Annotated in this window: 27 protein-coding genes; 9 read left to right on the forward strand and 18 right to left on the reverse strand. The window is 70.3% G+C overall.

What is annotated here, in order from left to right; genetic code table 11:
* Window positions 1-148 precede the first annotated feature (148 nt).
* From OE229_RS13225 to rplS, 5 genes are all read right to left on the reverse strand, one after another.
* Window positions 149-499, reverse strand: coding sequence for a histone-like nucleoid-structuring protein Lsr2 (locus OE229_RS13225; RefSeq protein WP_262138405.1), 351 nt, complete (start codon window positions 497-499; stop codon window positions 149-151).
* Window positions 500-616: 117 nt separating this feature from the next.
* Window positions 617-940 (reverse strand): DUF2469 family protein, encoded by a 324-nt coding sequence (locus OE229_RS13230; protein ID WP_017888251.1) that lies wholly within the window; start codon window positions 938-940, stop codon window positions 617-619.
* Window positions 941-985: 45 nt separating this feature from the next.
* Window positions 986-1,693 carry a ribonuclease HII gene (locus OE229_RS13235; RefSeq protein ID WP_262138407.1) on the reverse strand — a complete coding sequence of 236 codons (708 nt, stop codon included), beginning with the start codon at window positions 1,691-1,693 and terminating at the stop codon, window positions 986-988.
* Window positions 1,690-2,433: a signal peptidase I gene (gene lepB, locus OE229_RS13240; RefSeq protein WP_182065606.1), complete on the reverse strand. Its 744-nt coding sequence runs from the start codon at window positions 2,431-2,433 to the stop codon at window positions 1,690-1,692. The genes OE229_RS13235 and lepB overlap by 4 nt, the downstream gene beginning before the upstream one ends.
* Before the next feature lie 122 nt (window positions 2,434-2,555).
* On the reverse strand, window positions 2,556-2,912 hold the full coding sequence (gene rplS / locus OE229_RS13245; RefSeq protein WP_017888254.1) for a 50S ribosomal protein L19: 357 nt from the start codon (window positions 2,910-2,912) through the stop codon (window positions 2,556-2,558).
* 168 nt (window positions 2,913-3,080) lie between these two features.
* Between rplS and map the strand changes: the two genes are divergently transcribed.
* Window positions 3,081-3,872, forward strand: a complete 792-nt coding sequence (gene map, locus OE229_RS13250; protein WP_262138409.1) for a type I methionyl aminopeptidase — start codon at window positions 3,081-3,083, stop codon at window positions 3,870-3,872.
* Window positions 3,873-4,041: 169 nt separating this feature from the next.
* Here the strand turns inward: map and trmD are convergent, their stop codons facing one another.
* From trmD to aroA, 8 genes are all read right to left on the reverse strand, one after another.
* Window positions 4,042-4,734, reverse strand: a complete 693-nt coding sequence (gene trmD, locus OE229_RS13255; RefSeq protein WP_262138411.1) for a tRNA (guanosine(37)-N1)-methyltransferase TrmD — start codon at window positions 4,732-4,734, stop codon at window positions 4,042-4,044.
* Window positions 4,735-4,739: 5 nt separating this feature from the next.
* Complete coding sequence (gene rimM, locus OE229_RS13260) at window positions 4,740-5,285, reverse strand: ribosome maturation factor RimM (RefSeq protein ID WP_171907871.1); 546 nt, start codon at window positions 5,283-5,285, stop codon at window positions 4,740-4,742.
* Between the two features lie 19 nt (window positions 5,286-5,304).
* Window positions 5,305-5,541: an RNA-binding protein gene (locus OE229_RS13265; protein WP_017888258.1), complete on the reverse strand. Its 237-nt coding sequence runs from the start codon at window positions 5,539-5,541 to the stop codon at window positions 5,305-5,307.
* A 3-nt stretch (window positions 5,542-5,544) separates the two neighbouring features.
* Window positions 5,545-5,958 (reverse strand): 30S ribosomal protein S16, encoded by a 414-nt coding sequence (gene rpsP / locus OE229_RS13270; protein ID WP_027465884.1) that lies wholly within the window; start codon window positions 5,956-5,958, stop codon window positions 5,545-5,547.
* A gap of 164 nt (window positions 5,959-6,122) precedes the next feature.
* Window positions 6,123-8,258 carry an oxidoreductase gene (locus OE229_RS13275; protein WP_262138413.1) on the reverse strand — a complete coding sequence of 712 codons (2,136 nt, stop codon included), beginning with the start codon at window positions 8,256-8,258 and terminating at the stop codon, window positions 6,123-6,125.
* Between the two features lie 4 nt (window positions 8,259-8,262).
* Window positions 8,263-9,108 carry an SDR family oxidoreductase gene (locus tag OE229_RS13280; RefSeq protein WP_182065603.1) on the reverse strand — a complete coding sequence of 282 codons (846 nt, stop codon included), beginning with the start codon at window positions 9,106-9,108 and terminating at the stop codon, window positions 8,263-8,265.
* Window positions 9,109-9,195: 87 nt separating this feature from the next.
* Window positions 9,196-10,374: an acyl-CoA dehydrogenase family protein gene (locus tag OE229_RS13285; protein ID WP_182065602.1), complete on the reverse strand. Its 1,179-nt coding sequence runs from the start codon at window positions 10,372-10,374 to the stop codon at window positions 9,196-9,198.
* Window positions 10,371-13,640, reverse strand: a complete 3,270-nt coding sequence (gene aroA / locus OE229_RS13290) for a 3-phosphoshikimate 1-carboxyvinyltransferase (RefSeq protein ID WP_262138420.1) — start codon at window positions 13,638-13,640, stop codon at window positions 10,371-10,373. Before aroA ends, OE229_RS13285 begins: the two co-directional genes overlap by 4 nt.
* A gap of 119 nt (window positions 13,641-13,759) precedes the next feature.
* Between aroA and OE229_RS13295 the strand changes: the two genes are divergently transcribed.
* The 3 genes from OE229_RS13295 to OE229_RS13305 all read left to right on the forward strand — a co-directional run bounded on the left by OE229_RS13295 (window position 13,760) and on the right by OE229_RS13305 (window position 17,557).
* Window positions 13,760-14,899, forward strand: coding sequence for a glutamate--cysteine ligase (locus tag OE229_RS13295; RefSeq protein ID WP_209135513.1), 1,140 nt, complete (start codon window positions 13,760-13,762; stop codon window positions 14,897-14,899).
* A gap of 220 nt (window positions 14,900-15,119) precedes the next feature.
* Window positions 15,120-16,223, forward strand: coding sequence for a tetratricopeptide repeat protein (locus OE229_RS13300; protein WP_262138422.1), 1,104 nt, complete (start codon window positions 15,120-15,122; stop codon window positions 16,221-16,223).
* An 86-nt stretch (window positions 16,224-16,309) separates the two neighbouring features.
* The gene (locus OE229_RS13305) at window positions 16,310-17,557 is read left to right on the forward strand and encodes an ATP-binding protein (protein ID WP_262138424.1); all 1,248 of its coding nucleotides are present in this window, start codon (window positions 16,310-16,312) and stop codon (window positions 17,555-17,557) included.
* Window positions 17,558-17,619: 62 nt separating this feature from the next.
* On the opposite strand, the gene ffh is transcribed toward OE229_RS13305, so the two are convergent.
* Window positions 17,620-19,170, reverse strand: coding sequence for a signal recognition particle protein (gene ffh / locus OE229_RS13310; protein ID WP_182065600.1), 1,551 nt, complete (start codon window positions 19,168-19,170; stop codon window positions 17,620-17,622).
* Between the two features lie 70 nt (window positions 19,171-19,240).
* On the opposite strand from ffh, the gene OE229_RS13315 reads away from it, so the two are divergent.
* A complete protein-coding gene (locus OE229_RS13315) occupies window positions 19,241-20,035 on the forward strand; it encodes a nucleotidyltransferase domain-containing protein (RefSeq protein ID WP_262138426.1) in 795 nt (264 codons plus the stop codon).
* A gap of 38 nt (window positions 20,036-20,073) precedes the next feature.
* On the opposite strand, the gene OE229_RS13320 is transcribed toward OE229_RS13315, so the two are convergent.
* The 3 genes from OE229_RS13320 to OE229_RS13330 all read right to left on the reverse strand — a co-directional run bounded on the left by OE229_RS13320 (window position 20,074) and on the right by OE229_RS13330 (window position 22,157).
* Complete coding sequence (locus tag OE229_RS13320; protein WP_262138428.1) at window positions 20,074-20,751, reverse strand: VOC family protein; 678 nt, start codon at window positions 20,749-20,751, stop codon at window positions 20,074-20,076.
* Between the two features lie 93 nt (window positions 20,752-20,844).
* Window positions 20,845-21,723, reverse strand: coding sequence for a hypothetical protein (locus OE229_RS13325; RefSeq protein ID WP_262138430.1), 879 nt, complete (start codon window positions 21,721-21,723; stop codon window positions 20,845-20,847).
* 80 nt (window positions 21,724-21,803) lie between these two features.
* A complete protein-coding gene (locus OE229_RS13330) occupies window positions 21,804-22,157 on the reverse strand; it encodes a PadR family transcriptional regulator (RefSeq protein ID WP_262138431.1) in 354 nt (117 codons plus the stop codon).
* 94 nt (window positions 22,158-22,251) lie between these two features.
* Between OE229_RS13330 and lipB the strand changes: the two genes are divergently transcribed.
* Window positions 22,252-22,917, forward strand: coding sequence for a lipoyl(octanoyl) transferase LipB (gene lipB / locus OE229_RS13335; protein WP_182065595.1), 666 nt, complete (start codon window positions 22,252-22,254; stop codon window positions 22,915-22,917).
* Window positions 22,914-23,897 (forward strand): lipoyl synthase, encoded by a 984-nt coding sequence (gene lipA, locus OE229_RS13340; RefSeq protein ID WP_262138433.1) that lies wholly within the window; start codon window positions 22,914-22,916, stop codon window positions 23,895-23,897. The genes lipB and lipA overlap by 4 nt, the downstream gene beginning before the upstream one ends.
* A 78-nt stretch (window positions 23,898-23,975) precedes the next feature.
* Here lipA and OE229_RS13345 read toward each other — a convergent pair whose 3' ends face one another.
* Window positions 23,976-25,001 (reverse strand): TerC family protein, encoded by a 1,026-nt coding sequence (locus OE229_RS13345; protein WP_262138435.1) that lies wholly within the window; start codon window positions 24,999-25,001, stop codon window positions 23,976-23,978.
* 217 nt (window positions 25,002-25,218) lie between these two features.
* On the opposite strand from OE229_RS13345, the gene ftsY reads away from it, so the two are divergent.
* Window positions 25,219-26,088: a signal recognition particle-docking protein FtsY gene (gene ftsY, locus OE229_RS13350; RefSeq protein ID WP_017888268.1), complete on the forward strand. Its 870-nt coding sequence runs from the start codon at window positions 25,219-25,221 to the stop codon at window positions 26,086-26,088.
* Window positions 26,089-26,171: 83 nt separating this feature from the next.
* Window positions 26,172-26,330 (forward strand): hypothetical protein, encoded by a 159-nt coding sequence (locus OE229_RS13355; RefSeq protein WP_171907827.1) that lies wholly within the window; start codon window positions 26,172-26,174, stop codon window positions 26,328-26,330.
* Window positions 26,331-26,370 lie beyond the last annotated feature (40 nt).

A 26,370-nucleotide genomic window follows, 5' to 3' on the forward strand; every position in this document is an offset into this window, starting at 1 on the left:
CGTTGCCTCCACGACAACGATCTCCGGAACGAACACCCCGATCGGCGGATGCGGAGAGTCTGTGGAATCAGTGCGGGCCAATTGCTCCTGTGGAGGAAGAAGAAGGACCCGGGCGATCGAGATCACCCAGGTCCTGCTGCAACGAGCGTCAGTGCGCTGCTGCGTAAGCTTCCTGCACCTGCGTCGAGATGCGGCCGCGGGACGAGACTTCGTACCCGTTCTCCTTGGCCCACTCGCGGATCTTGCCGAGTTCTTCCGAGTTGCCGCGCCTGGGGGCGGACTTCGGGGCGGAACCGCCGCCGGTGCGACGACCGGAGACCTTGCGCGCTGCGGCGATGTAGTCGGAGATCGCCTCGCGGAACTTGTCGACGTTGTCGTTCGACAGGTCGATCTCGTACGACGAGCCGTCGAACGCGAATTCGACCGTCCGGCCTTCACCGGTGGTGATGGGGGAATCGTCGAGGTCGTCGACGAGCTGGACGGTGACCTTCTGTGCCATGGGGTGCTCCTGTTCGTGGGGCGGTTATTTCCCCATCAGAATAGCGCCAACAATTCTCCGCCGTTCCGGATCAGCGGCGATTCATCGAGAAAGAAGCAGGAGAAAGGAAATTGACGATCACTCGTCGAGTGCGAGTTCCTTCGGCAGTTCGAGTTCCCGCGTCGTGAGTTCCTCGACGTTCACGTCCTTGAACGTGAGTACCCGGACACCCTTGACGAACCGGTCGGAACGGTAGACGTCCCAGACCCAGACGTCGTTCATCGTCAGTTCGAAGTAGAAGTCGTGCTCCGTGTCACGGCGCACGAGTTCGACCTCGTTCGCCAGGTAGAAACGGCGCTCCGTCTCGACCACGTAACGGAACTGCGACACCACGTCGCGGTACTCGCGGTACAGGGCCAGCTCGACCTCGCGGTCGTAGTCGTCGAATTCGTCCTCATCCATTGCGCCCACAGTCTACGGCGACGGAGGCCCGTGCGGACGACCGGCTCAACCGGCGACGGCGTCGAGTTCGTCGAACCCGTCCAGTGCGACGCTCGAGGCTTGGTGCAACCACGACTTGCGGTGCAGCGCGTGCGCCCCGATCGCCCGGATCGCGTCGTAGTGCGCCGTCGACCCGTAGCCCTTGTTCGACACCCACCCGTAGTGCGGAGCCTCGTCGTGCGCGGAGATCATGAGCGCGTCACGAGCGACCTTGGCCACCACGGACGCCGCAGCCACCGAGGCACAGTCGCGGTCGGCCTTGATCCGGACGACGACCTCGAGCGGATCTGCGGCCGGACGGAGCGACGTGGGCAGAGCGCGGCTCAGCCAGTCGAACGAGCCGTCGAGCACCACCACCGCACCGTCGAGGGACACCCCGTCGGCGACCAGGGAGCCGAGCGCCTGCGCACCGGCAGCACCGAGGGCGGGGACGATGCCCTGCTGGTCGACGAAGTCCGCCGAGGCCATGCCGACCGCCGTGCGCGCCCATCGCTGCACGACGGGCACGAGGTCGGTGCGGCGCGCTTCGGAGAGCAGCTTCGAGTCCGCGAGCCCCTGGGGCACTCGGCCGATGTCGAGCGTCACCGCGGCCACCCCGACGCCGACCGGACCGGCGATGGCGCCACGGCCGACCTCGTCCATGCCGATGACCGTCACGCGGCCCTCGGCGAGCAGACGCTTCTCGACCCGGAGCGACGGACGGACGGCGGTCACTCGTCGCGCTCCTCCACGCCGGCGAACACCTCGGGATGGTCGTCGAGCCACGTCCAGCGGCTCGCCGGCCACGAGATGACGAACGCGCGGCCCGTGACGTCGGACATCGGGACGAAGCCCTTCGACGGTGTGTCCCCGTTGTACCGGGAGTCCTTCGAGTCGTTCCGGTTGTCGCCCATCACCCAGATGGTGCCCTTCGGCACGGTGACCGAGAAGTCGGTCGCCGAGGCCGGAGCGCCGGCAGGCAGTTTCAGGTACGGCTCCTTGATCGGCACACCGTTCACCGACATCTGCCCGAGGTCGTTGCAGCAGGACACCTTGTCACCGGGCAGACCGATGACGCGCTTGATCAGGTGGTCGTCGCTGTCACCGGTGCCGAGACCGACCTGGGTCAGTGCCCAGTCGATGGCCTTCGCGGGCTGGGTGTCCGGCGTGACGCTCGGCACCTCGGACCCGGTGAGCCACCCGCCCGGGTCCTTGAACACGACGACGTCTCCCCGCTTCAGCGCCACGGCGCCGGGGACGAGCTCGTTGACGATCACCCTGTCGTTGATCTGGAGCGTGTTCTCCATCGACGCCGACGGGATGTAGAACGACCGGATCAGGAACGTCTTGACCAGGAACGACACGAGCAGTGCGGCGATGAAGATGATGACGAGGTCACGAAGGAATGTGAGGACTCCGTTCCGTTGCTTCTCGGCACGTGGCCTGCGCCCGGGATCCTCTGTCGTGTCCGTCATTTCCGCTCTCGTTCGAACCACTGTCTCCCCGCAATGGGAAGAGCCCCCCGTCGATGCACAACCGTACATGGACGAGGGGCTCGCAGCGGCGTCCGGCTCGCGGACGTTCACTGTGAAGGCGATCAGGCGTCGCGCTTCTCCTTGATCTTGCGGCGGGCCGCCTTGCCGCGGAGCTCGCGCAGGTAGTAGAGCTTCGCACGACGGACGTCACCCTTGGTGACGATCTCGATGTGGTCGATGATCGGCGAGTGCACCGGGAACCAGCGCTCGACGCCGACCTGGAAGCTCACCTTGCGGACCTTGAAGGTCTCGCCGATGCCGTGGCCCTGACGGCCGATGACGACTCCCTGGAAGACCTGGATACGCGAGCGCGTGCCTTCGATGATGTTGACGTGCACCTTGATGGTGTCGCCGGGACGGAAGTCCGGGACGTCGGTACGCAGCGATGCTGCGTCGACGTTGTCGAGGAGCTGGCTCATGGTGGGTTTCACTCTCTGCGGACGCGCACGGGTCGCCGCGGATCGAAGGTTCGGAAAGTGGTGGTGCGTGCCCGGTGTCGGCGACTCCCCCGTGGCAGAGTCCAGCCAGGGCACAGCGATCAATACTGCCACAGAGAGCGCGGGAGACAAAACGACGAGGATGGTCCCATGATCGAACTCCGCACCCCCGCCGAGCTGGACGGACTGCGCGTCGCCGGCCGGTTCGTGGCCGACGTCCTCGACGAGCTGCTCGAGACCGTCGACGTCGGCGTCAACCTCCTCGACCTCGACCGCGTCGCGGCCCGGATGATCGCCGAACGCGGGGCGGAGAGCTGCTACGTCGACTACCACCCGTCGTTCGGCATGTCGCCGTTCGGCAAGAACCTCTGCACCTCGGTCAACGACGCCGCCCTGCACGGCCTGCCACACGACCACACCCTGCAGGACGGCGACCTCGTGAGCCTGGACTTCGCCGCGAGCGTCGACGGCTGGGTCGCGGACTCCGCGGTCAGCGTCCAGGTCGGGACGCCGCGCGACGAGGACCAGGCGCTGATCGCCACGGTCGAACGGGCACTGGCCGCCGGCATCGCCCAGGCGACTCCCGGCAACAAGCTCGGCGACGTCTCGCACGCCATCGGTCGCGTCGCACACGAGGCCGGACACGAGGTGAACCTGCAGTTCGGCGGACACGGCGTCGGTCGCACGATGCACGGGGACCCGCACGTGCCGAACGACGGCCGTCCGGGTCGTGGCCTGAAGCTCCGGCCGGGACTGGTCGTCGCGATCGAGCCGTGGCTCATGCAGACCACCGACGAGCTCTACCAGGACGACGACGGCTGGACGCTGCGCAGCGTCGACGGCTCGCGTGCCGCGCACGTCGAGCACACGGTCGCGGTCACCGCGGCCGGCCCCGAGGTCCTGACCCTGCGTCGCGCCCAGCGCGCCGACCCGACCGCGTGACGGACTGGAGGCACGGTGCGGGCCCGCTCCGCGCCTCCGGTCCGTCACGCTTCGTCCCCATCCCACGGACGCGACAGATCTCGCGGCCCGCGGACCGTCACAACAGCGAAAGCGACAGATCTCCGCGGATGTTCCGCGGAGATCTGTCGCTTTCGCGAGACCGGCGAGGCTACTCGTCGGGCAGCAGGTCCGGACGGACGCGCCGCGTCCGCTCCAGCTGCTGCTCGTGCCGCCAGGCACCGACGCGGCCGTGGTGCCCGCTGAGCAGGACGTCGGGGACGTCGAGGCCGCGCCAGGACGCGGGCTTGGTGTACGAGGGGTACTCGAGCAGGCCGTCCTCGTGGGACTCCTCGACCAGCGACTCGGGGTTGCCGACGACGCCGGGGACGAGTCGTCCGATGGCCTCGATCATCGCCATCGCGGCGACCTCGCCGCCGTTCAGCACGTAGTCGCCGAGCGAGAGCTCGACGACGGTCGCCCGCGACGACGCCCACTCGAAGACGCGGGCGTCGATTCCCTCGTACCGCCCGCAGGCGAACACGAGGTGCTCCGACGTCGACGCGAGCGACCGCGCGATCGACTGCGTGAAGGGCGTGCCGGCCGGCGTCGGGACCACCAGGGTGGACGAGCCGTCGGGGCGGAAGAGCGCTTCGAGCGCCTGCGCCCACGGCTCCGGCTTCATCACCATGCCGGCGCCCCCGCCGTACGGGGTGTCGTCGACGGTGCGGTGCCGGTCGGTGGTCCAGGACCGTAGGTCGTGCACGTGCAGGTCGAGCAGACCGCCGGAGCGGGCCTTGCCCAGCAGGGACACGTCGAGCACGGAGAAGAACTCCGGGAAGATCGTGACGATGTCGATCCGCACGGGGACTAGTCCGTGACCGTCTCGGGGCGCGAGGTGTCCTCGGGGTCCTCGAAGAGCCCCTGCGGCGGCGTGACCGTGACGGTGCCGGCCGCGATGTCGACCGCGGGCACGATGGCCGAGACGAACGGCACGAGGACCTCGCCGCGGGACGGCGTGTCGATCGCGAGGAGGTCCTGAGCGGGCATGTGGTCCACGCGGGCGACCGTACCGACCTCGACGCCGTCACGCAGGACCTTGAGCCCGACGAGCTGGTGGTCGTACCAGGCGTCGTCCTCACCGGTCTCGGCGTCGGCGTCCTGCTCGACCCAGAGGATGATGCGCGCCAGGGACTCGGCCGCGGTCCGGTCGTCGATCCCGGCGAAGAACGCGACGGGGTGCCCGTTGTACCAGCGGAGTTCGTCCAGCTCGAGGGTCTTGCCCGACCACGGTGAGTCGTCGGGGACCTGGAGCGTGAAGGTGGCGCCCGGGGTGAACCGACGATCCGGGTCGTCGGTGTAGAGCTCGAGCTTGATGCCGCCCTTGAGCCCGTGCGCCTTCGTGATTCGACCCACCCGGAGCTGGGTCGTCTCCCTAGGAATCGGTGTCCACCACGTCGACCCGCACGCGCTTGCCGTCGGCCAGGGCCGTGACGAGCGTACGGAGCGCCTTGGCGGTGCGCCCGGCGCGACCGATCACGCGGCCGAGGTCCTCGGGGTGCACGCGCACCTCGAGGACCTCGCCGCGTGGGGAGGTGGAGCTGGCGACGCGCACGTCGTCAGGGTGATCGACGATCCCCTTGACGAGGTGCGTCAGCGCGGATTCGAGCAAGGACTACGCCTCGGTCGTCTCGTCGGCGGTCTCGGCGTCGTCGGCCTTGGCGGCGGGCGCCGTCTTCTCCGACTTCGGCTTGAGGACGGCCTTCTTCGAGGAGTCGACCTGGAAGGCCGGCTTCGGCTCGGCGACCTTGACCTTGGACTCGGTGTCCTTCTCGCCCTTGAACTTGGCCCAGTCGCCGGTCAGCTTGAGGAGGGCCGCGACCTGCTCGGTCGGCTGCGCGCCGACGCCGAGCCAGTAGAGCGCACGCTCGGACTCGATCTTGATGACCGAGGGCTCCTCGGTCGGGTGGTACTGACCGATCTCCTCGAGGACACGACCATCGCGCTTGGTGCGCGAGTCGGCGACGACGATGCGGTAGTAGGGCGCACGGATCTTACCGAGACGCTTCAGACGGATCTTGACAGCCACAATTGCTCCTGTTTGCTTTCGTTGTGGTTGAACTGGAACCGCGGGCGTGGGGGCACACACGGCGAAAGCTCGAGAGAGATCGCTCACAGCTGGATAGAGGGTCGAGCTGCGGCGATTCGACCGTTCATTCTTGCAGATTCCCGGCCGTGATGCGAGCCGACTCGCTACGGCGCGAGGCGCCGCACCGCTTCGAGGGCCTCGGACGTCGCCCGGACCGCGTCGACGCTCCGTGCGTCACGCGCGCCGCCGACGACGGCGTACGGCACGCCGGCGGCCTGGAGGCCCGTGGCGAGTCCGTCGGGCGCGTCGCCCTCGGCGTCGCTCGCGCGCTCCTGCCCGGCGCAGACCACGACGCTGTCCGCCGGGACGCCGACCTCGTCCCCGTGCTCGTCGCGGATCCAGAGCACCCCGGGTTCGATGCGCAGGTACTCCTGCACGCCGCCGACCATCCGCACCCCGGCGTCCCGCAGCCGGCCGATCGCGACCCAGCGCGAGGTGATGCCGATCCCCTGGCCGAACTTGCCCGAACGCCGGAGCACCGTCACCTGCGACCCCGGCCGGGTGGTGCGCTGCGCCGCGGGGAGCCGCTGCGGCACGTCGCCGACGAGCTCCTCGGACACGTCGAGGTCCCAGCGGGCCGCGAACTCCGCGGCCCGGACGACCTCGTCGGGCGACTCGGTCAGGAACGCCGCGGTGTCCACGCCGATGCCACCGCCGCCGATGATCGCGACGGTGCCCTCGGGGACCCCCTGGCGGAGTGCCTGCTCGTAGGACAGCACGTGCGGCAGGTCGCTGCCGGGGACGTCGATGCTCCGCGGGACCACCCCGGCCGCGAGCACGACGGCGTCGCTGTCGACGAGGTCCGCAGCCGTGGCCGGGCGTCCGAGGTGGATCGTGGCGCCCCGCTCCGTGAGCTCGGCACGGGCGGACCGCACCGTGGCGGCGTAGTCCTCCTTGCCCGGGACGAGTGCGGCGAGGCCGAACTGGCCGCCGAGGCGGTCGGAGGCCTCCCAGACGGTGACGTCGTGGCCCCGTCGGGCGGCGTCCACCGCGGCGGCGAGGCCGGCCGGTCCGCCACCGACGACGTCGACGCGCTTCGGGTCCGCGGTCGGCCGCGCGGGGAAGACCACCTCGCGGGCGGCTCGGGGGTTCACGAGGCACGACACCGGTGCGCCGATGATCGAGCGGTCGAGGCACGCCTGGTTGCAGCCGATGCAGGTGTTCACGAGGGCGAACCCGCCCGCGAGCGAGCGCGACACGATCGCGGGGTCGGCGAGGAACGGCCGGGCGAGGGCGACGGCGTCGATCAGGCCGTCGCTGAGGACGGCCTCGCCGTCGCGCAGGTCCGTCATCCGGTTCGATGCGATCACGCGGACGTCCGGGTGCGCGGACGAGCGCACCACCGCGGCGACCCGTGCCGCGTACGCCAGCCACGCCCCGTGCGGCACCGAGGCCTGCACGGTCGGGGTGCGGGACTCGTGCCAGCCGATGCCGACCGAGATGCCGTCGAGTCCGAGCGGCAGCAGGTCGTGCACGAGCGCGTCGACCTCGTCGTCGGTCGACGAGCCGGGCATCAGGTCGGCACCGGACAGCCGGATCGTCACGGCGAGCTCGGGCACCGCGGCGCGCACGGCTCGGACGACCTCGATCGCGAAGCGCCGACGCCGTTCCGCATCGCCGCCCCACTCGTCGTCGCGCAGGTTCGTCAGCGGCGACTGGAACTGGTTGATCAGGTACCCCTCGGACGCCATGATCTCGACGCCGTCGAACCCGATCGCGCGAGCGGTGCGGGCCGCGGCGGCGAAGTCCTCGATGGTCCGCTCGACCTCGGCCGACGTCAGCTCGGTCGGTACCACCCCGCGGGCGGCCGCCCACGGCAGGGCCGAGGGCGCCACGACGCGCTGCGGGTCACCGTGCCGGTCGACCATGCCCGACGCGAGCGCGTACCGCCCGGCGTGGAACAGCTGCGCGAGGATCGTCCCGCCCTCGTCGTGCACGGCGTCGACCGCCACCCGGAACCGCTCGTCGGCTCCCCCGACGCCGAACACCGCGAAGTCCGGACCGCCGCGGGCCTCGTCGTTCACCGCGATGCCGCCGGTGATGATGCACGCCACCCCGCCGGCCGCCCGTTCGCGGTAGAAGGCGGCCATGCCGGCTCCGCCGTCGTCGTGCACCTCGAGCCCGGTGTGCATCGACCCCATCACCACCCGGTTCGCCAGGTGCAGGGGGCCGAGGGTCCAGGGTGACGCGACGGTCCGGAGGGACTCCGGCACGACGGGGGCGGAAGCGACGCTGCTCATGCGCCTATTCTGCGGTGTCCGCGGCCGGGGCGTCGGCCGGCAGCACCGCGTCGCGGAGGGGCGACGTCGTGTCCGACCAGTACGGCGGGGCGATGACCGTGAGTCCGCCGTCGACCGAGAGCACCTGCCCGGTGATGTACCCGGCCTTGTCCGACAGCAGGAAGTCGACGGCGTCGGCCATGTCGTCGGCCGTCCCGGGGCGCTGCAGCGGGAGCTTCTCGAGCACCGTGTCCATCGGCGCCTGGCCGGGGACCTTCGTGTAGAAGTACTCGAGCGAGTCGGTGTCGATGAGGCCGCCGTTCACCGCGTTGACGGTGATCTGACGCGGACCGAACTCCACCGCCATGTACTTCATGTAGGCCTCGCTCATCGCCTTGGCGGCACCGAGTGCGGCGTAGGTCGGGAACGCCCGGAGCGATCCGTACGAGGTCACGACGACGATGCGGCCACCACGGTCCATCAGCTCGGCAGCGCGTTGCGCCCCGAGCACGAACGAGCGGGCGTTCGTGGCGTAGCTGCGGTCGAGGTGGTGCAGTTTGAGGTCCGCGACGGGCTTGAACGCGCTGGCGGCGGCGTTCGCGACGAACATGTCGAGGCGTCCGTAGGTGTCGCGCACCAGGTCGAACAGGGCGTCGATCGACTCCGGCTGCTCGATGTCGACCTGCGCGGTGATTCCGTCGCCGCCCGCGGCCTTGACGTCGGCCAGCGACTCCTCGGCCAGGTCGGCGTTGCCCTTGTACGTCACCACGACGGTGACGCCGCGCCTGCCGAGCTTCTGTGCGAGCAGGCGGCCGATGCCGCGCGAAGCGCCCGTGATCAGTGCGATGGGTGCGTTGGTGGAGTCGGTCACTGGTGTCCTCTGCTGACGTGGTTGCGGACGGACTGGAGGCGCGGGGCGGGCCCGCCACGGGCCTCCGGTCCGGTGGTTGGTGACGGTCTAGAACCCGGCCTGGCCGGTGACGACGGCGCGGCCGACGATCAGCTTCTGGATCTCGTTGGTGCCCTCTTCGAAGCGCTGCGCGCGTGCGTCGCGGTAGACGCGCTCGATGGCGTTGCGCTTCCAGTAGCCCTGCCCGCCGTGCACCTGCAGGGCCTTGTCGGTGACGCGCGCGAGCATGTCGACGGCGACCATCTTCGAGGCGCTGGACAGCGTGCCGGCGTCGGGGCGGTCTGCTTCGTAGGCGCGGGCGGCCTCGAGCACCAGGGCGCGGGCGGCGGCGATGTCGGCGTAGTTCTCGGCCAGGTAGAACTGGATCGCCTGGCGGCTGGAGAGCCGCTTGCCGAACGTCTCGCGCTTGTTGGCGTACTCGACGGCGAGCTCGTTCGCCCGCTCGGCGAGCCCGACGGCGCTCATCGCGACGGACACCCGGCTCGGCAGCAGGAAGCCGCCGAGCGCGACCTCGAGGCCCTGGCCTTCCGCGCCGAGGCGGGCGCTGGCGGGGATCGGGGTGTCGGTGAACCGCAGGATCGCGTGGTCGGTGCCGCGGATGCCCATCGTGTCGGAGTCGTCGATCACCTCGGCACCCGGCAACCCGCTGTTCGGCATGAGGAACGCGACCGTGCCGTCCTGGCCGGTGGTGCCCTCCAGCCGAGCGGCGATGAGCCAGTGGTCGGCCTGCACGCCGAAGGTGATGAGGTGCTTCTCGCCGTTCATCACGTAGGTGTCGCCCTCACGCCGGACCGTCGTGCGGATGTCCGCTCCGGTGCCCGCGGTGGCCTCGGTCAGGGTGAACGCGACGAGCGTGTCGCCGGCGACGCTCGGCTTGACGACCTGCTCGATCTGCTCCGGCGTCGCGTAGGGGGCCATCGCGCGCCAGGTGCCGTTGATGACGTGCACGAGCATGCGGATGGAGGCGTGCGAGCGGGAGATGACCTCCATGATCTCGAGGTACCGCGAGAAGGGGATCGCCCGTCCGCCGAGCTCCGTCGGGGCTGCGAGGCTGAGCCACCCGCGCTCCTTGAGCTCCTGGAACAGCTCCGGGGCGACCCGGCCGGTGCGTTCGATCTCGTCCGCCCACTCCTCGCCGGGGCCTCGGACCCACTCGGTGACCTCGGTCTTGAGCTGCTGGAAGGCGGCTTCGTCGAAGCCGGTGCTCGTCTGCTCGACGATCGTCATCGTGTCTCGTTCTCCTTCGTCGCGACGAGCGCGGCCGCCTGCTCGCGCAGGACGTTCTTCTGGACCTTGCCGACCGCGTTGCGCGGCAGCTCGGTGGTGTACTCGAGTCGTTCCGGCCAGTAGTACTTGCTCACGCCGGCCGTGTCGAGGTACTGCTGCATCCCGGCGAAGTCGAGCGGCTCGTCCGCGCGGGCGTTCACGACCCAGGCGCACGCACGTTCACCGAGCCGTTCGTCCGGCATCGCCACGATCGCGACGTCCGTGACCAGCGGGTGCTGGTACAGCAGGTTCTCGATCTCGACGACGGGGATCTTCTCGCCGCCGCGGTTGATGACGTCCTTCACGCGTCCGGTGATCGACAGGAAGCCCTTCTCGTCGACCTTCGCCAGGTCGCCGGTGCGGTACCAGCCGTCCGCGGTGAACACGTCGTCGGTCAGGTCCGGACGGTCGAGGTAGCCGGCGAACATCGTGGGCGAGTGCAGCTCGAAGTTGCCCTCGGTCCCGGCGGGCAGCTCGATCCCCGCGTCGTCGACGATGCGGATGGCGATGCCCGGCAGTGCCCGGCCGTCGTGGCCGTACGCGTCGGCGGGGTCGTCGCCCGGGCTGGACAGGGCCCCGAGACACGTCTCGCTCGTCCCGAAGGCGCCGAGGATGGCGCTGCCGAGCACCGTGCTCGCCCGCTGGGCCAGTGCGCGGGGCACCGCGGCCCCCGTCGGCACGAAGATCCGGAGCGACTCGGGCCGCGGAGCGCCGGCCTCGACCAGGTCGACGAGGTCGGTCAGGAACGGCGTCGCGCACTGCACGAAGGACGCCCGGGCGACGCCGAACGCCTGCTCGAGTGCGACCCGGCCGTCCCACACCGGCTGGATGACCTGCGGCGCACCGAGCCGGAACGCCAGCAGCATGCCGTACAGGAACCCGGTCTGGTGGGCGAGCGGCGAGGGGATGTAGATGCGGTCGGCGCTGGTCAGACCGGACTGCGCCACGTGCATGGCGGTCGCGAGCCCGAGCGTCCGGTGCGGGTGCTGCACGCCCTTCGGCTCCCCCGTGGTGCCGGAGGTGAAGAGCAGCTGGCAGACGTCGTCCGGACCGGGAGCGTGCGACGCGATCTCGTCGACGTCGACGTGCACGGCGGCGAGGGCGTTCTCGAAGTAGCGCCAGTGCCAGTCGCTCGCCACCACCCGCTCCAGGGCATCGGCGGGCAGCGGCGGCTGGTTCGTCGGGGTGTCCCCCTGCCCGCGGGCCTCGGCGCGGAGCACGATGACGTGCTCGAGCGACAGGCGGCGGTCCTGCGCGGCGGCCTCGTCGATGACGTCGAGGAGTTCGAGCGCGGGACGGCGCTTCCGGAACACGTTCGGCAGGAAGACCACGCGGGCCTTCGAACGCGCGAGCGTCATGGTGGTCTCGCGTGGACCGAACACCGGCATGATCGGGGTCGCGACGGCGCCGATCTGGATCGTACCGAGGGTGATCGAGACGAACTCGCGCCAGTTCGGCAGCTGCATCGCGACGGATTCGCCGGTGCGCACGCCGAGTTCGAGCAGCAGGGCGGAGACCCGGTCGGCCTCGTCCTGCAGCTCCTTCCACGTGGTGTTCACGGGCGTCGCACCGCCGACCTCGATCACCGCGAGGCCGTCGGGGTCGGTCTGCGACAGGGCACGGACCCGCTCGCTCAGGACGAGGGGGTCGGCGTCGACGCCGGCGAGCTCGGGCACAGCGACGGGGGGCGGCGGGGCGGGGGATTGCGGAGCGGCGGGCTCCGGGACGGCGGGCTGCGCGACCGGCTGGTCGGTGGGCTCGGGCACCGCCGACGTGTCGAGGTCACCGGCAGCCGCGCTGACCAGGGGCGTGCCCAGGTGCGTGCGGACCCCGTCGGCCTCGGCGGCGTCGATCCGGTCGTCCCGCGCCACCTGCGCTGCGAGCCGGTCACCGACGGACATGTCGAGCCCGACGGAGTTCATCGCCTCGAGGAACGTCGGGTAGGAGATCCGGTAGGCACGCGGGTAGGTCAGGCCGGACACCCCGTCGGCACCCGACGCAGCGACCGCGAGGGACATCAGCACGCGGTGGTCGTTGAACGAGGACATCGGCGCACCGTGCAACCCGGCTGCACCGACGCCGGTGACCCGCAGCTCGTCCGCACCCTGCTCGGCACGGCCGCCCATCCGGTTGAGCTGGAGCATCGCCGCGACGCGGTCGGACTCCTTCAGCCGGATGTGCGCCACGTTCCACAGCCGGCTGGTGCCCTCGGCGAAGGTGGCCATCGTCGACAGCACGGGCAGCAGGTCCGGGATCGGACGGCAGTCGACGTCGAGCGGCCGGAGCGGTGACCCGTCGTGCTCGATCCGGACGAAGCCGGTCTCCTCGTCGATCCGCATCGGCACGCCCATCGCGGTGGCGAGGTCGAGGAACTCGCTCTCCGGGTGGTCCGTCTCGGCCGTCGTCGTGGCCGTCATGCCGCGCAGCAGCACGTTCGACTCGCGGGTGCCGGCCGCCGCGATGCCGAACGCAGCGGAGCCGATGTCGGGCGGGATGACGTAGTCGTGCGGGGTGGCCTGTTGGCCCGCCGGGATCCGGTACTCGAGCCAGTCGTCGGAGACCTCCACCGTCAGGCCGAACTGCCGCATCATCCGCACGGTGAGCTCGACGTAGGGCTGCTCGTTGAGCCGTCCGCCGGTGATGTGGATCCGGGTCTCGTGCTCGGCGAACGGTGCCACCAGCAGCAGCCCGGACACCCACTGCGACAGCGTGCCGGCGATCGTCACGTCACCGCCGCGCGGGCGCCTCGGCTGCACGGTGACGGGCGGGCAGTCGTTCGTCGCCTCGAGCTCCACACCCATCTGCGTCAGCGAGGTGAGCAGCGCCTTGATCGGCCGGCGCTGGAAGTACTTCATGCCGGACAGGGTCATCGGGCGGTCGGCCAGCGAGGCGAGCCCGGTCATGAAGTAGAGCGTGGTGCCCGAGGACCCCATGTTGAGCAGGCCGTCGGCACCCCGCGAGCCGTGGTCCACCACGTCGGTCGCCTCGTACCGGCCGCCCAGTCCGGTCACGTGGTACGCGTTCCCACGACGCTTGACGTCCACCCCGAGCGCGCGGAGCGTGCCCACGGTCCACTCCACCTGTCGCGTCGCGCTCACCCCGGAGACGACACTCGTCCCCTTCGCGAGCGACGCGAGCACCAGCGCACGGTGCGCGTGGTACTTCGAGACCGGGATGTCAAGTTCTCCGACGAGCGGGGCGTTCGTCCCGCGGACCACCAACTGCATGCGTACCTCTTCCCTGTAGGAACATTTCAACGGTACGCCCGGTGTGGAACTAATTGCGGAAGGATCCGCACGATCGGGACAGTGCTTCGTTGTGCGTGTCCGACAAGGACCCGGGCAGGATGGACGGCATGGACATCCGCTTCACCGAGTCCCGCCCGTCGACCATCGGCGTCGAGTGGGAACTCCCCCTGGTCGACCGGGCGACCGGCGACCTCGCTCCCCGCGCCCCCGCCGTCATCGCCGCCGTGCACGAGCGGCTCGGTGACCACGACCGCGTCACCGAGGAACTCCTGACGAACACGGTCGAGGTCGTCTCGAGCGTCCACGACCGCGTGGGGGCTGCGACGAGCGAGCTGTCCGGCATCATCGGCGAGGTCATCGACGCCGCCGAGCCGCTCGACGCCCAGGTGATGTGCTCCGGCACGCACCCGTTCGCGGTGTGGGACCAGCAGGAGATCACCCCGGACAGCGAGCACTACACGACCCTCATCGACCGCACCCGCTGGTGGGGACGCCAGATGCTCATCTGGGGCGTGCACGTGCACGTCGGCATCGACGACCGCGACAAGGCCGTGCCGATCATGAACGCGATGCTCGCCTACGTCCCGCACCTGCAGGCGTTCACCGCGTCGAGCCCGTTCTGGGGCGGCACCGACACCGGGTACGCCTCGAACCGCGCACTCATGTTCCAGCAGCTCCCGACCGGCGGGCTCCCGCCGCAGCTCGGCGCCTGGGCGAACTTCGAAGAGGTCGTCGGCGACCTCACGCACACCGGCGTCATCGACGGGGTGAAGGACCTGCGGTGGGACATCCGACCGTCGCCGGGCTGGGGCACCCTGGAGAACCGGGTGTCCGACGGCATCTCGACCCTGCACGAGGTCGGCGCCGTCACCGCGCTCGTGCAGTGCCTGGTGACCGCTTGCTCGGACCGGCTCGACGCCGGTGAGACCCTGCCCACGATGCAGCCCTGGTTCATCCGCGAGAACAAGTGGCGCGCGGCCCGCTACGGCATGGAGGCCGAGATCATCACGAACGTCGCCGGCGACGAGCGGCTCGTGACCGACGAGGTGCACGACCTGGTGCAGCGGCTCGACCCGATCGCCGAGCGGCTCGGCTGCCAGGACGAACTGCACCACCTCGACACCATGATCGAGCGCGGCGCCTCGTACCAGCGGCAGCTGCAGGTCGCGCGGGAGAACGGTGGCGACCTGCGCGCCGTGGTCCGCCACCTGGTGACCGAGTTCCGCGAAGCGCTCTAGCCGCGACCGGCCCGCCCCCGAATCGGGCGTACCTGGTCGAATCGGGCGTACCTGGTCGTTTCTTTCGACCAGGGACGCCCGATTCCACTTTCCATCGCGCGTGCGATGGGAAGGAACGTCGCGGCGCGACCACGAACGGACGGGAGGCCCGGTGCCAGCTGGCACCGGGCCTCCCGTCCTGGGGGCATCGGCAGTCCACGGCGAACGCTACAGTTCCCCTGTGGCGGGGGAGGCAGCACGGCGCGGACCGGCGACGGTGATCCGTGCCGGCGCGCTCGTCGACGCCGGTCGACCGGAACAGGCACTCGCCGAGGTCAGGGCGGTCGAGCACGACGAAGGCGAATCGATCGCCGGACAGCGCGTGCGTGCCCTGGCGCTGCTCGCGCTCGACCAGCCGGACGCGGCGTGCGAAGCTGCTCGACGAGCGGTCGCTCTCGCGCCGGGTGACAGCACCTCCCTCCGTGTGCTGTCGACCGCCCTGCTCCGCTCTGGGGACCGGATCGGAGCCGTCGAGGCCGCCCGTCGTTCGGTCGCCGCGGACCCGGGATCGTGGCAGGCGCACGCTGCGCGAGTCGATGCCCTCTGGCTCGGCGAGCAGAACCGCTTGGAGGCGATGCGGGCGAGCTTCGAGGCCGTCCGCTTGGCTCCCACCGAACCGTTCGTGCACCGCCAGCACGGCGACCTCCTGCTCGCCGTCGGACGGCAACGGGAAGCGCAGGACGCGTACCGCCGGGGGCTCGCGCTCGCTCCGGAGGACCGAGGGGCACGGCACAACCTGGCGGTGGCACGGCTGCGGCACGGCCACGAGAGCGAGTCCGCGCTGGCCTTCGCGGGCATCCTGTCGACGAACCCGACGGACGCCACAGCACTGCGGAACCTCATGGTCGGCGTCGTCAACCCACTCGGCCGGATCCGGGTGACCCTCGGCGGCGGCGCAGTGTTCACCGGCTTGGAGTTCCTGGCGACGATCGACAGCGGGGATCCGGGGATGGTGCGGTGGGCCACCACCTTCCCGCCGGTGTTCGCCCTCGCCGTGATCGCCTTCATCGCCCTCCGGTTCACCTCCGAGGCACGGCCTCGACTCGCGTTCCTCGTCTCGGTCGCTCGACGAGCGGTACCGGGTTGGGGACTCGTGGCGCTGGTCCTCGGTGTCGCGACCGCGATCTCCGTGACCGGGCTGTTCCTCCCACCGGTCGTTGCCCTCGTCGCGCAGGGTCTCGTGTTCGTCGGGGTCGTCATCGCGTCCGTCCTGATGAAGCGCATCCTGCGCGCCTTCCCGAGGACCCGCCCAGCGGTGCACGAGGACGACGATGACGACGGGTGACGAGCTCGCCCTCGCGACCGAACTGCGCCTGGCCTGACGCCGCGTCGCGCGACACCACCGAACCGACCGCTCCGAGAGGACTCCCGATGAACGACGACCCGGTCCACGACGACCCGGTGATCGGCGCGCTCCGACGCGCGGTCGACAGCGCGCCCCACGACGTCGCACTGCGTGTCCACCTCGGTCGTCTGCTCCTCGAAGCCGGACGTCCGGCTGAGGCGACCGCCGAAGCGGCAGCCGCACTCGCCATCGCGCCGACCGACGTCGCGGCGGGCGCGCTCATGCTGGCGGTGCTGCGCCCGGGTGCCGCCACGGCACGCCCCGCGGACGCGCCGACCGACGCTCCCGCCGCTGGTGCACCGTCCGACTTCGACTGGCACGCCGCGGAACAGCAGGTCGAGCACATCGTCGAACCGTCCTTCGTCGAGGACTCGGCTCCCGACCCGGACCTGCCGTCGGCGTTCTCGGTCGAGCCGTCGGAGGTCCGGTTTGCGGACGTGGGCGGGATGGAGGCCGTCAAGCAGCGGCTCACCGTCGCGTTCCTCGCCCCGCTCGCGAACCCCGAGCTCCGGGCGTTGTACGGCAAGAGCCTCCGCGGCGGTCTGCTGCTGTACGGCCCTCCGGGGTGCGGGAAGACGTTCATCGCCCGGGCTGTCGCCGGCGAGCTCGGCGCACGCTTCATGAGCGTCTCCATCACCGACGTCCTCGACCCCTACCTCGGCGCGAGCGAGCAGAACATCAGGGCGGTCTTCGAGGCCGCACGGGCTGCGGCCCCGTGCGTGGTGTTCTTCGACGAGGTCGACGCGCTCGGCCAGCGACGGAGCCAGACCCGCAGCTCGCACGTGCGCGGGATGGTGAACCAGCTGCTCACCGAACTCGACGGCGTCGACGGCGGGAACGAGGGCGTGTTCGTGCTGGCTGCGACGAACCAGCCGTGGGACGTCGACCCCGCGCTCCGTCGTCCGGGCCGGCTGGACCGGACGGTGCTCGTCCTGCCGCCGGACGCCCCGGCACGCGACGCGATCTTCCGCGGGCACCTCCGCGACCGACCGGTCGAGGGCATCGACCCAGCAGCGCTCGCGAAGCGGACCGAGGGTTTCTCCGGTGCGGACATCGCCTACGTGTGCGAGGTCGCCGCCGAGCACGCGCTCATGGACAGCATCACGACGGGCACTGCACGGCTCATCGGGATGCCCGATCTGCTCGCCGCCCTGGGTGAGGTCCGGCCCTCCACGAGCGCCTGGCTCGAGACGGCTCGGAGCGTCGTCCTGTTCGGCGAGGACGACGGGACGTACGCCGACCTGCGCGCGTACCTCAAGAAGTCCAAGCGCTGAGAGACGGACGGGAGGCCCGGTGCCAGCTGGCACCGGGCCTCCCGTCCGTCAGGTGGTCGCGACTAGCGACCCAGGAACTTCTGCAGGCTCGCGAGCTCTTCCTCGGTCGGTGCCTTGCCGCCTTTGGCGCCCCCGAGTCCGAGGCCGGACCCCTGCGGGGCCTGCTGCGGCGCAGCCGCCGCGCCGGCAGCCAAGGCCGCGCGCTTGGCGGGGTTGCCCACCTTCGACTTCTTCTTGCCGCCCTGCTGCTGCTTCTTGCCGCCGTGCATGCCCGGGATCGGACCCATGCCCGGCATCTGCGGCACGCCACCGCGAGCGACGGTCTTCATCATCTTGGCGGCCTGCTCGAAGCGGTTGACCAACGCGTTGACCTCGGTGACGGTCGATCCGGCACCGCGCGCGATGCGCAGACGGCGCGAACCGTTCAGGAGCTTCGGGAGCTCGCGCTCCTGGGGCGTCATCGACTGGATGATCGCCTCGGTGCGGACGATCTCGCGCTCGTCGAAGTTGTCGAGTGCCTCGCGCATGCCCTTCGCTCCGGGGAGCATGCCGAGCATGCCCTTGATGGAGCCGGCCTTGCGGAGCTGCTGCATCTGCTGCAGGAAGTCGTTCAGGGTGAAGTTGTCGGTCGCGATCTTGTCGGCGACCTTGCGGGCCTCTTCCTCGTCGAAGGCGCCCTGCGCCTGTTCGATGAGGGACAGGATGTCGCCGAGGTCGAGGATGCGGCTCGCCATGCGGTCCGGGTGGAACGGCTCGAAGTCGTCGAGCGACTCACCCGTCGACGCGAACATGATCGGGCGGCCGGTCACACTGGCCACCGACAGGGCGGCACCACCGCGGGCGTCACCGTCGAGCTTCGAGAGCACGACGCCGGTGAAGTCGACGCCTTCCTGGAAGGCGCGGGCCGTGTTGACGGCGTCCTGACCGATCATCGCGTCGATGACGAAGAGGACCTCGTCCGGGTCGACGGCCTTGCGGATGTTCGCGGCCTGCTTCATCAGCTCGGCGTCGACACCGAGTCGACCGGCCGTGTCGACGATGACGGTGTCGTACTGCTGGTCGATCGCGGCCTTGACGGCGTTCTTGGCGACCTTGACCGGGTCGCCGACTCCGTTGCCGGGCTCGGGCGCGAAGACGTGCACGCCAGCCTGCTCGCCGACGACCTGCAGCTGCTGCACGGCGTTCGGACGCTGCAGGTCCGCCGCGACGAGCATCGGGGTGTGGCCGTCCTTCTTGAGCCACTTGCCGAGCTTGCCCGCGAGGGTCGTCTTGCCGGCACCCTGGAGACCCGCGAGCATGATGACCGTCGGCGGCTTCTTCGCGAACTCGAGCCGTCGCTGCTGCCCGCCCAGGATGCCGACGAGTTCCTCGTTGACGATCTGGACGACCTGCTGCGCCGGGTTGAGCGCGCGGTTGACCTCGTCGGAGAGGGCACGCTCGCGCACCGATGCGGTGAACGCCTTGACGACCTCGAGCGCGACGTCGGCGTCGAGGAGCGCCCGCCGGATCTCGCGGACGGTGCCGTCGACGTCGGACGGAGTCAGCCGACCCTTGCTCCGCAGATTGCGGAAGGTCTCGGTCAGCCGATCGGAGAGTGAACCGAATTGCGCCATGATCCGTCGATTCTACCGGTAGACGAGCAGATCACCTGATCCGGCGTCCAGCGCTCGGTATCGTCGAGGCATGCGCGCCGTCCCCGAGGAGCTCGACCCCGCGGTGGTCGCCGAGATCGACGGGCGCCTCGCGCGTCTGCAGACCGAGCTCGGCGTGACGATCCCCTGGGCGATCGAGAGCGGCAGCCGCGCCTGGGGCTTCCCGTCCCCCGACAGCGACTACGACTGCCGGTTCCTGTACGTGCGACGGCCGGACGACTACCTGTCGCTCTGGCCTAGCCGTGACGTCATCGAGACGCCGCTGGACAAGGTCTTCGACGTCAACGGGTGGGACCTCGCCAAGACGGTCCGCCTGGCCGTGAACGGGAACGCGACGGTCGGCGAGTGGCTGCGGTCACCGATCGTGTACTCGGGCGACGAGGGCTTCCGCGACCGCCTGCTGGCGTTCGTGGCGAGCGTCGCCGACCGCGGGCGCATCGGCCGGCACTACCTGCACGTCGCCGATCGGCAGTACGAGCGCGAGGTCACGCTGAAGCGCTTCTTCTACGTGCTCCGCACCGCGGCCTCGCTCCGTTGGCTGCGGGAGCACCCGGAGAGCGCCACGCCCCCGATGGACCTGCCGACGCTGCTCGCCGAGTCGACGGTCGACCGCGCGGTGGCCGACGCCACGACGGATCTCATCGCGGTGAAGGCGCGGACGCGCGAGGTCGGCACCGGCACCCCACCCGGTGTCCTCGTCCGCTTCGTCGACGCGGAACTCGGCCTGGCACGGTCCTTCGACGACCTGCCGCCCGAGAACTCCTCTGCCGACGCGCACGACCGAGCGGACGCGTACTTCCTCGGCGAGCTCGACCGGCTGCGCTGACGAGGACCCACGGGGCGGTCGGCACAGAGCAGGAGGGCTCAGCGGACCACGACCCCCTCGGCGAGCTCGACCGGGGCCGTCAGCCCGACGTCGAGGACCACCGGTGCCGTCGACGGAAGTCGGTCGCCCGTCGGGAACCACCGCCGCTCCGGCGACACCAGGATGACGAGACCGTCGACGTCACCGACCGCGGCGAAGCCCTCGCCGGGCGGGTTGACGTAGGGCTCGAGCCCGGCGTGGCGCAGGGTCTCGACGGCACCGAGGACGTCCGGGACGGGGATGCCGACCTCGCTGACCGAGACGAGCGGAACGGCGCCGGCGTGTGCCGGTGCGAGTGCGGCGCTCGCGGACCTGGTCGCGACGAGTTCGCGGCGCTCGATCAGCTCGAGCAGCTGCTGATCCGGACCCTCGAAGTACACCGATCGCGAGTTCCAGTTCGGCGGGCCGTCGAACTGGTCTCGGCCGGCGGCGTCGACCAGCACGATCGCGATCTCGGCGACCCACGCTGCAGCCGCGTCGAACGTGCCCGTCGGGATCGTGATCGCCAGGTGGAGCGCGCCGGTCATCCCCGGGAGCTCGCGGAACACGAGTTGTGTGGACCCGACGGCGACCTCGACCGCCCCGTCGACGAGCTCGACCGAGCAGCCGAGCCGTTCGTAGAAGCGAGCGGTGCCGTCGAGGGAACGGGTGGCGAGCTGAACCTGGCGGATATCCATGCGCCCATCGGAGCAGCTCAACCGATGTTGCGGTCAAGCTCCGGGTTGATGAGCCAGGAACTGTCGTCCGCCCGCGATCAGGACTGCCACGCCTCAGTGCGAGACCGCACGGCGAGGCGTGCGACGCAGCGCGACGACCGTGAGCGAGACGAGCACGAGCGTTGCGGACCCGATGACCATGATCACCGCGTCCGTGCGTTCGTTCGCGAACCACCGGAGGGCGATCGCCCCCGCGGCGCCCCAAGGGATCCAGGCGATGGAGAGCGAGGCCGCCAACTCCTGGCGCCGCTGCACGAGCAGCACGACCACGAGGATCGCAAGCAGGGCGCCGGCGGCCGCGAGCATCCAGGCGGGGGCCACAACGGTCCACATCGCACTGTCGGTCACTGTGGTCAGACGGAACGGGCGCCCGCTCGACGGGAACAGGACCGCGTAGGAGGCCAGGCCACCCCCGACGACCGCGAGTCCCCAGAGGAACGCGCCGCGGTGACGCGGATCGCCGCAGTTCGCGAGCAGGATCAGCAGCAGGGTCACACCGGTGGTCGTGGAGTGCGGGCCGTTCCAGGACTCGTCGGACCGCCCGAGCAGCCAGGCCGCTGCGGCACCGAGCACTGCGAGGACGGCCAAGAGGTATACGCCCCACCGCGACCGCACGGCCGCGGCGAGCGCCATCAGGGCGAGCGGGACGACGACGAGGATCCCGGCGTTCCAGAACGGCCCGAACGTGCGCAAGTCACCGGGGGTCTGCAGTGGGCGCGCGTCCCAGGGTCCCCACACCACGAAGACGCCGTATACGAGGGCGAACCCGAGGGCCGACCCCGCCCCGATCGACGCGGCAATCCCCCGGACCGCGGAGGGCACGACGGAGTCCGCCCAGGCGCGGAGGCCGTGCAGGCGGAGACCGACCACCTCGCCCCTCGCCGGTCGGGTGCGTCCGTGGGCGTCCGCGACGTCGAGCAGTGTCCCGAGCATCGCGACACCGTGCTCTCGTCGCCACCTCGGCGGGTACCACCGGATCGCAGCGCGGTACTCCTCCTCCAGCCTCGTGGTCGTCACGACGCTCCCCCCATCTGGATCGTCCCCGGTCGCCACGTCGACAGTCGCGCTCGCGCCACGGTGGCGTTCGCCTCCAGGCGCCGCACCTCAGCGGCGAGCGCCCGAGCGCCGTCCTCGGTCAGCTCGAAGTAGCGGCGCAGGCGCCCGTCCACGACCTCCTCGCCCGCCGTGCGGACGAGCTCCTGGTCGAGCAAGCGGTCGAGCACCGCGTACAGCGTGCCGACCTTCAGCTGCACCCGCCCGCCCGACAGCTCGGATGCCTCGCCGATCAACGCGTACCCGTGCTTCCGTCCGCCGACGAGCGCGGTCAGGACGAGCATCGTCGGCTCGCGCATCTCCGTGGTACTCATGCGGAAAGGATACTCATACAATCAGAGTATGCAAGCGGCGACCGCGAAAACGGGTTGATGTACGGAGTCCAGAAACTGTCGTACGCTGGCGCCCATGCCGGAACTCGAGATCGTCCGGGTGCCCGGGCTGCTCGACTACAACGAGGGCCTCGCACTGCAGCAGCGCCTGAAGGCTGACGTCGTCGCCGCGCGCTCCCCTGGCGCGGTCGTCCTGTGCGAGCACCCGTCCGTGTACACCGCAGGTCGTCGGACGCGGCCGAGCGACCTGCCGACGGACGGCTCCCCCGTGGTCGAGGTTGACCGCGGCGGGCGCATCACGTGGCACGGCCCGGGACAGCTCGTCGCCTACCCCATCCTGCGGCTCGCCGAGCCCCTCGACGTCGTCGCCTGGGTGCGTGACCTCGAGCAGGTCATCATCGACGCCGCCGCCGCGGTCGGCATCACGGCGGAGCGCATCGACGGTCGCAGCGGCGCGTGGGTGCCGACCTCGCCGCCGGCGAAGGTCGGCGCGATCGGGCTGCACGTCGCCGAGGGCGTCACGAGCCACGGGATCGCGATCAACTGCGAGAACGACCTCGAGGCCTACGCGACGATCGTGCCATGTGGGATCGCGGACGCGGGCGTCACCACGCTCTCGCGGGCCGCAGGACACCGGGTCGCCGCCGACGAGGTCGCCGACCGCGTCGCTGCCCGGGTGCAGGCGGCGTTCGACGGCATGCACACCGGCAACCGGATCGCCCGACAGGAGACCCTCGTATGACCCTCGCCCCCGAAGGCCGCCGCATGCTCCGGGTCGAGGCCCGGAACGCCGAGACCCCGATCGAGACGAAGCCCGCGTGGATAAAGACCCGTGCCACGCAGGGCCCCGAGTTCCGCGAGCTGTCGAGCCTGGTGCGCGAGAAGCAGCTGCACACCGTCTGCCAGGAGGCCGGGTGCCCGAACATCTTCGAGTGCTGGGAGGACCGCGAGGCCACCTTCCTGATCGGCGGCTCGCAGTGCACCCGTCGCTGCGACTTCTGCCAGATCGACACCGGCAAGCCGGAACCGCTCGACCGCGACGAGCCCCGCCGGGTCGCGGACTCCGTGGCGGAGATGGGGCTGCGGTACGCGACCGTGACCGGCGTCGCCCGCGACGACCTGCCCGACGGCGGCTCCTGGCTCTACGCCGAGACCATCCGGGCGATCCACGAACACTCCCCCGGCACCGGCGTCGAGATCCTGGTGCCGGACTTCAACGGGCGACCGGACCAGCTCGGCCCGGTGTTCGACGCCCGTCCCGAGGTCTTCGCCCACAACGTCGAGACCGTCCCGCGGATCTTCAAGCGGATCCGGCCGGCGTTCACGTTCGAACGGTCCCTCGACGTCATCACCCAGGGCCGCGACGCCGGACTGGTCACGAAGTCGAACCTGATCCTCGGCATGGGCGAGGAGCGCATCGAGATCGAGGACGCCCTGCAGCGTCTGCACGACGCGGGCACGGACATCATCACGCTGACGCAGTACCTCCGCCCGTCTCCCCGGCACCTGCCGGTCGCGCGGTGGGTCAAGCCGGAGGAGTTCGTCGAGCTCCGCCGGGTCGCCGAGCAGATGGGCTTCGCCGGGGTGCTCGCCGGACCGCTGGTCCGGTCGTCGTACCGGGCGGGCCGGCTGTGGGCGCGGGCGACGGTGGCCCGCGGCGGCTCGGTTCCCGAGCACCTGGCCCACCTGCTCGACGCGACCCCTGGTCGCCAGGCCGTCTGACGCTCCGGACGACGCCCGGACGGATGGGAGGCGCGGTGCCAGCTGGCACCGCGCCTCCTGTCCGTCAGGCGCTGACGACTACTTCGCGTCGGCCTCGACCGACTCCTTCGGCTCACCCGACGGGGTGAGCCCGCGCTCCTGGCGGCGCTTCGAGACCACGAGCGAGGCGATGGTCGCGACGGTGATCGTCAGCGCGATGAAGCCGAGCGAGAACCAGATCGGGATCTCCGGCGCCCACTCGATGTGCTCGCCACCGTTGATGAAGGGCAGCTCGTTGACGTGCATGGCGTGGAAGACGAGCTTCACACCGATGAACGCCAGGATGACGGCCAGGCCCTGGCCCAGGTAGATGAGCCGCTCGAGCAGCCCGGCGATCAGGAAGTACAGCTGCCGGAGCCCGAGCAACGAGAACGCGTTCGCGGTGAACACGATGAAGGCGTCCTGCGTCAGCCCGAAGATCGCGGGGATCGAGTCGAGCGCGAAGAGCACGTCGGTCAGGCCGATGGCGACCATGACGAGCAGCATCGGGGTGAACAGGCGCTTGCCGTCGACACGGGTGGTCAGGCGGTCACCGTCGTAGTGGTCCGACGTCGGGATGAAGCGCTTGAGGATCCGGATGAGCCGCGAATCGCCCTCGCTGCCGTGGTCGTTGCCGCTGCGGGCCTGCGACCAGGCGAGCCAGAACAGCAGCGCGCCGAACAGGTAGAAGACCCACGAGAAGTTCTCGATGATCGTGACGCCGAGGGCGATGAAGACGCCGCGGGCGACGAGCGCGATCGCGACGCCGACCAGCAGGACCTTCTGCTGGAACTCCTTCGGCACGGCGAAGCTCGACATGATGATGAGGAAGACGAAGAGGTTGTCGACCGACAACGCCTTCTCGGTCAGCCAGCCGGCGAAGTACTCACCACCGGCCTGCCCGCCGCCGAACACCAGGATCCCGATGCCGAACAGGATGGCCAGCCCGATGTAGAAGGCCGACCAGAACGCGGATTCGCGGATGTGTGGCACATGCGGCGTGCGGACGTGCGAGTAGAAGTCGAACACCAGCAGTGCGACGATGCCGGCGATCGTGATGAGCCAGACGAAGAGTGGGACGTCCACGGTTTCCTTCAGGTAGGGCGCGCCGCTGCTGTGCGGGTACGCCGAGGCCTGAAGGTCTCTTCCGTCGCACGGCACCGGAACCGGTGTCGCACGACCGGCGCCCCGGGGCCGGATCGTTCCGGACCGTACTGACGGGGTCACCGAGAGGGAATACTCCCCTTCGTGATCCCGAGCATACCGGGCACAGCGGACATGTGCCGCGCTCTAAGCTGGGAGCATGGCGAGTTCCTGGTCACTGTCCACACGGCTGCGCGGCCTCTTCCAGCGCAAGACGATCGACGAGACCACGTGGGAGGACCTCGAGACCGCCCTCATCGGCGCCGACTTCGGGCCCGACATCTCCGAGGAGATCATCGAGGACCTGCACGCCCGCGTCGACCGGTACGGCACGACCGACCCCGCCGACCTGCAGCGCATGCTCCGCGAGGTCCTCGAGGAACGGCTCTCCAAGCTCGACACCACCCTGAAGCTCAGCGCGCGGCCTGCCGTGGTGCTCGTCGTCGGGGTGAACGGCGTCGGCAAGACCACGACGATCGGCAAGTTCGCCAAGTTCCTGAAGACCTACGACCGCACGGTGCTCGTCGGGGCGGCGGACACGTTCCGCGCCGCGGCGGTCGAGCAGGTCGCCACCTGGGCCCAGCGCGCCGGGGTCGACGTCGTCCGTCCGTCGCAGCCCGGGCAGGACCCGGCGTCGGTGGCGTACCAGACCGTCGAGAAGGCGATCCGCGACCAGACCGAGATCGTCGTCATCGACACCGCCGGGCGGCTGCACACCAAGGCCGGCCTGATGGACGAGCTCACCAAGATCAAGCGCGTGGTCGAGAAGCAGACCGAGATCAGCGAGGTCCTGCTCGTCCTCGACGCGACGACGGGCCAGAACGGCCTCGCACAGGCCCAGGCGTTCATCGAGGGTGCCGGCGTGACCGGCCTCGTCATCACCAAGCTCGACGGCTCGGCCAAGGCCGGGTTCGTGCTGAGCGTGCAGGAGAAGACCGGCATCCCGATCAAGCTCATCGGACAGGGCGAGGGCATCAACGACCTCACGGGCTTCACGCCGCACGTGTTCGTGCAGAACCTCGTCGGCTGAGCGAACGCGTCGGCACGCCGAGGAGTAGCGTCCCTGACGGTCCGGGCATCTGCTCGGTCTCGTTCCAGGGATAGGAGACCCTCATGCCCGCACTGCTGATCATCGCGATCATCGTCGGCCTCGTCCTGCTCTTCAGCGGCATCTTCGTCGGTGCGCTGAAGTTCCTGCTCTGGGTGGGCATCGTGCTCATCCTGCTGGCGGTCATCGGCTGGCTGCTCCGGACGATCCGCGGTCGCGCGTAGCGACTCGGCGTCCTGTCCGGACGCACCTGACAAACAGGAG

The organism is Curtobacterium poinsettiae, assembly GCF_025677645.1.
Taxonomy (GTDB): Bacteria; Actinomycetota; Actinomycetes; order Actinomycetales; family Microbacteriaceae; genus Curtobacterium; species Curtobacterium poinsettiae_A.

Bases quoted from the DNA above. Each gene is read 5' to 3' on its own strand.
- OE229_RS13355 (WP_171907827.1), top strand. From the start codon at position 26,172: ATGCCCGCACTGCTGATCATCGCGATCATCGTCGGCCTCGTCCTGCTC.
- OE229_RS13305 (WP_262138424.1), top strand. From the start codon at position 16,310: ATGAACGACGACCCGGTCCACGACGACCCGGTGATCGGCGCGCTCCGA.
- lipB (WP_182065595.1), top strand. From the start codon at position 22,252: ATGCCGGAACTCGAGATCGTCCGGGTGCCCGGGCTGCTCGACTACAAC.
- OE229_RS13330 (WP_262138431.1), bottom strand. From the start codon at position 22,157: ATGAGTACCACGGAGATGCGCGAGCCGACGATGCTCGTCCTGACCGCG.
- OE229_RS13315 (WP_262138426.1), top strand. From the start codon at position 19,241: ATGCGCGCCGTCCCCGAGGAGCTCGACCCCGCGGTGGTCGCCGAGATC.
- OE229_RS13275 (WP_262138413.1), bottom strand. From the start codon at position 8,258: ATGAGCAGCGTCGCTTCCGCCCCCGTCGTGCCGGAGTCCCTCCGGACC.
- aroA (WP_262138420.1), bottom strand. From the start codon at position 13,640: ATGCAGTTGGTGGTCCGCGGGACGAACGCCCCGCTCGTCGGAGAACTT.
- lepB (WP_182065606.1), bottom strand. From the start codon at position 2,433: ATGACGGACACGACAGAGGATCCCGGGCGCAGGCCACGTGCCGAGAAG.
- OE229_RS13325 (WP_262138430.1), bottom strand. From the start codon at position 21,723: ATGCTCGGGACACTGCTCGACGTCGCGGACGCCCACGGACGCACCCGA.
- OE229_RS13295 (WP_209135513.1), top strand. From the start codon at position 13,760: ATGGACGGCATGGACATCCGCTTCACCGAGTCCCGCCCGTCGACCATC.
- OE229_RS13225 (WP_262138405.1), bottom strand. From the start codon at position 499: ATGGCACAGAAGGTCACCGTCCAGCTCGTCGACGACCTCGACGATTCC.
- map (WP_262138409.1), top strand. From the start codon at position 3,081: ATGATCGAACTCCGCACCCCCGCCGAGCTGGACGGACTGCGCGTCGCC.
- lipA (WP_262138433.1), top strand. From the start codon at position 22,914: ATGACCCTCGCCCCCGAAGGCCGCCGCATGCTCCGGGTCGAGGCCCGG.
- OE229_RS13285 (WP_182065602.1), bottom strand. From the start codon at position 10,374: ATGACGATCGTCGAGCAGACGAGCACCGGCTTCGACGAAGCCGCCTTC.
- ffh (WP_182065600.1), bottom strand. From the start codon at position 19,170: ATGGCGCAATTCGGTTCACTCTCCGATCGGCTGACCGAGACCTTCCGC.
- OE229_RS13230 (WP_017888251.1), bottom strand. From the start codon at position 940: ATGGATGAGGACGAATTCGACGACTACGACCGCGAGGTCGAGCTGGCC.
- ftsY (WP_017888268.1), top strand. From the start codon at position 25,219: ATGGCGAGTTCCTGGTCACTGTCCACACGGCTGCGCGGCCTCTTCCAG.
- rplS (WP_017888254.1), bottom strand. From the start codon at position 2,912: ATGAGCCAGCTCCTCGACAACGTCGACGCAGCATCGCTGCGTACCGAC.
- OE229_RS13320 (WP_262138428.1), bottom strand. From the start codon at position 20,751: ATGGATATCCGCCAGGTTCAGCTCGCCACCCGTTCCCTCGACGGCACC.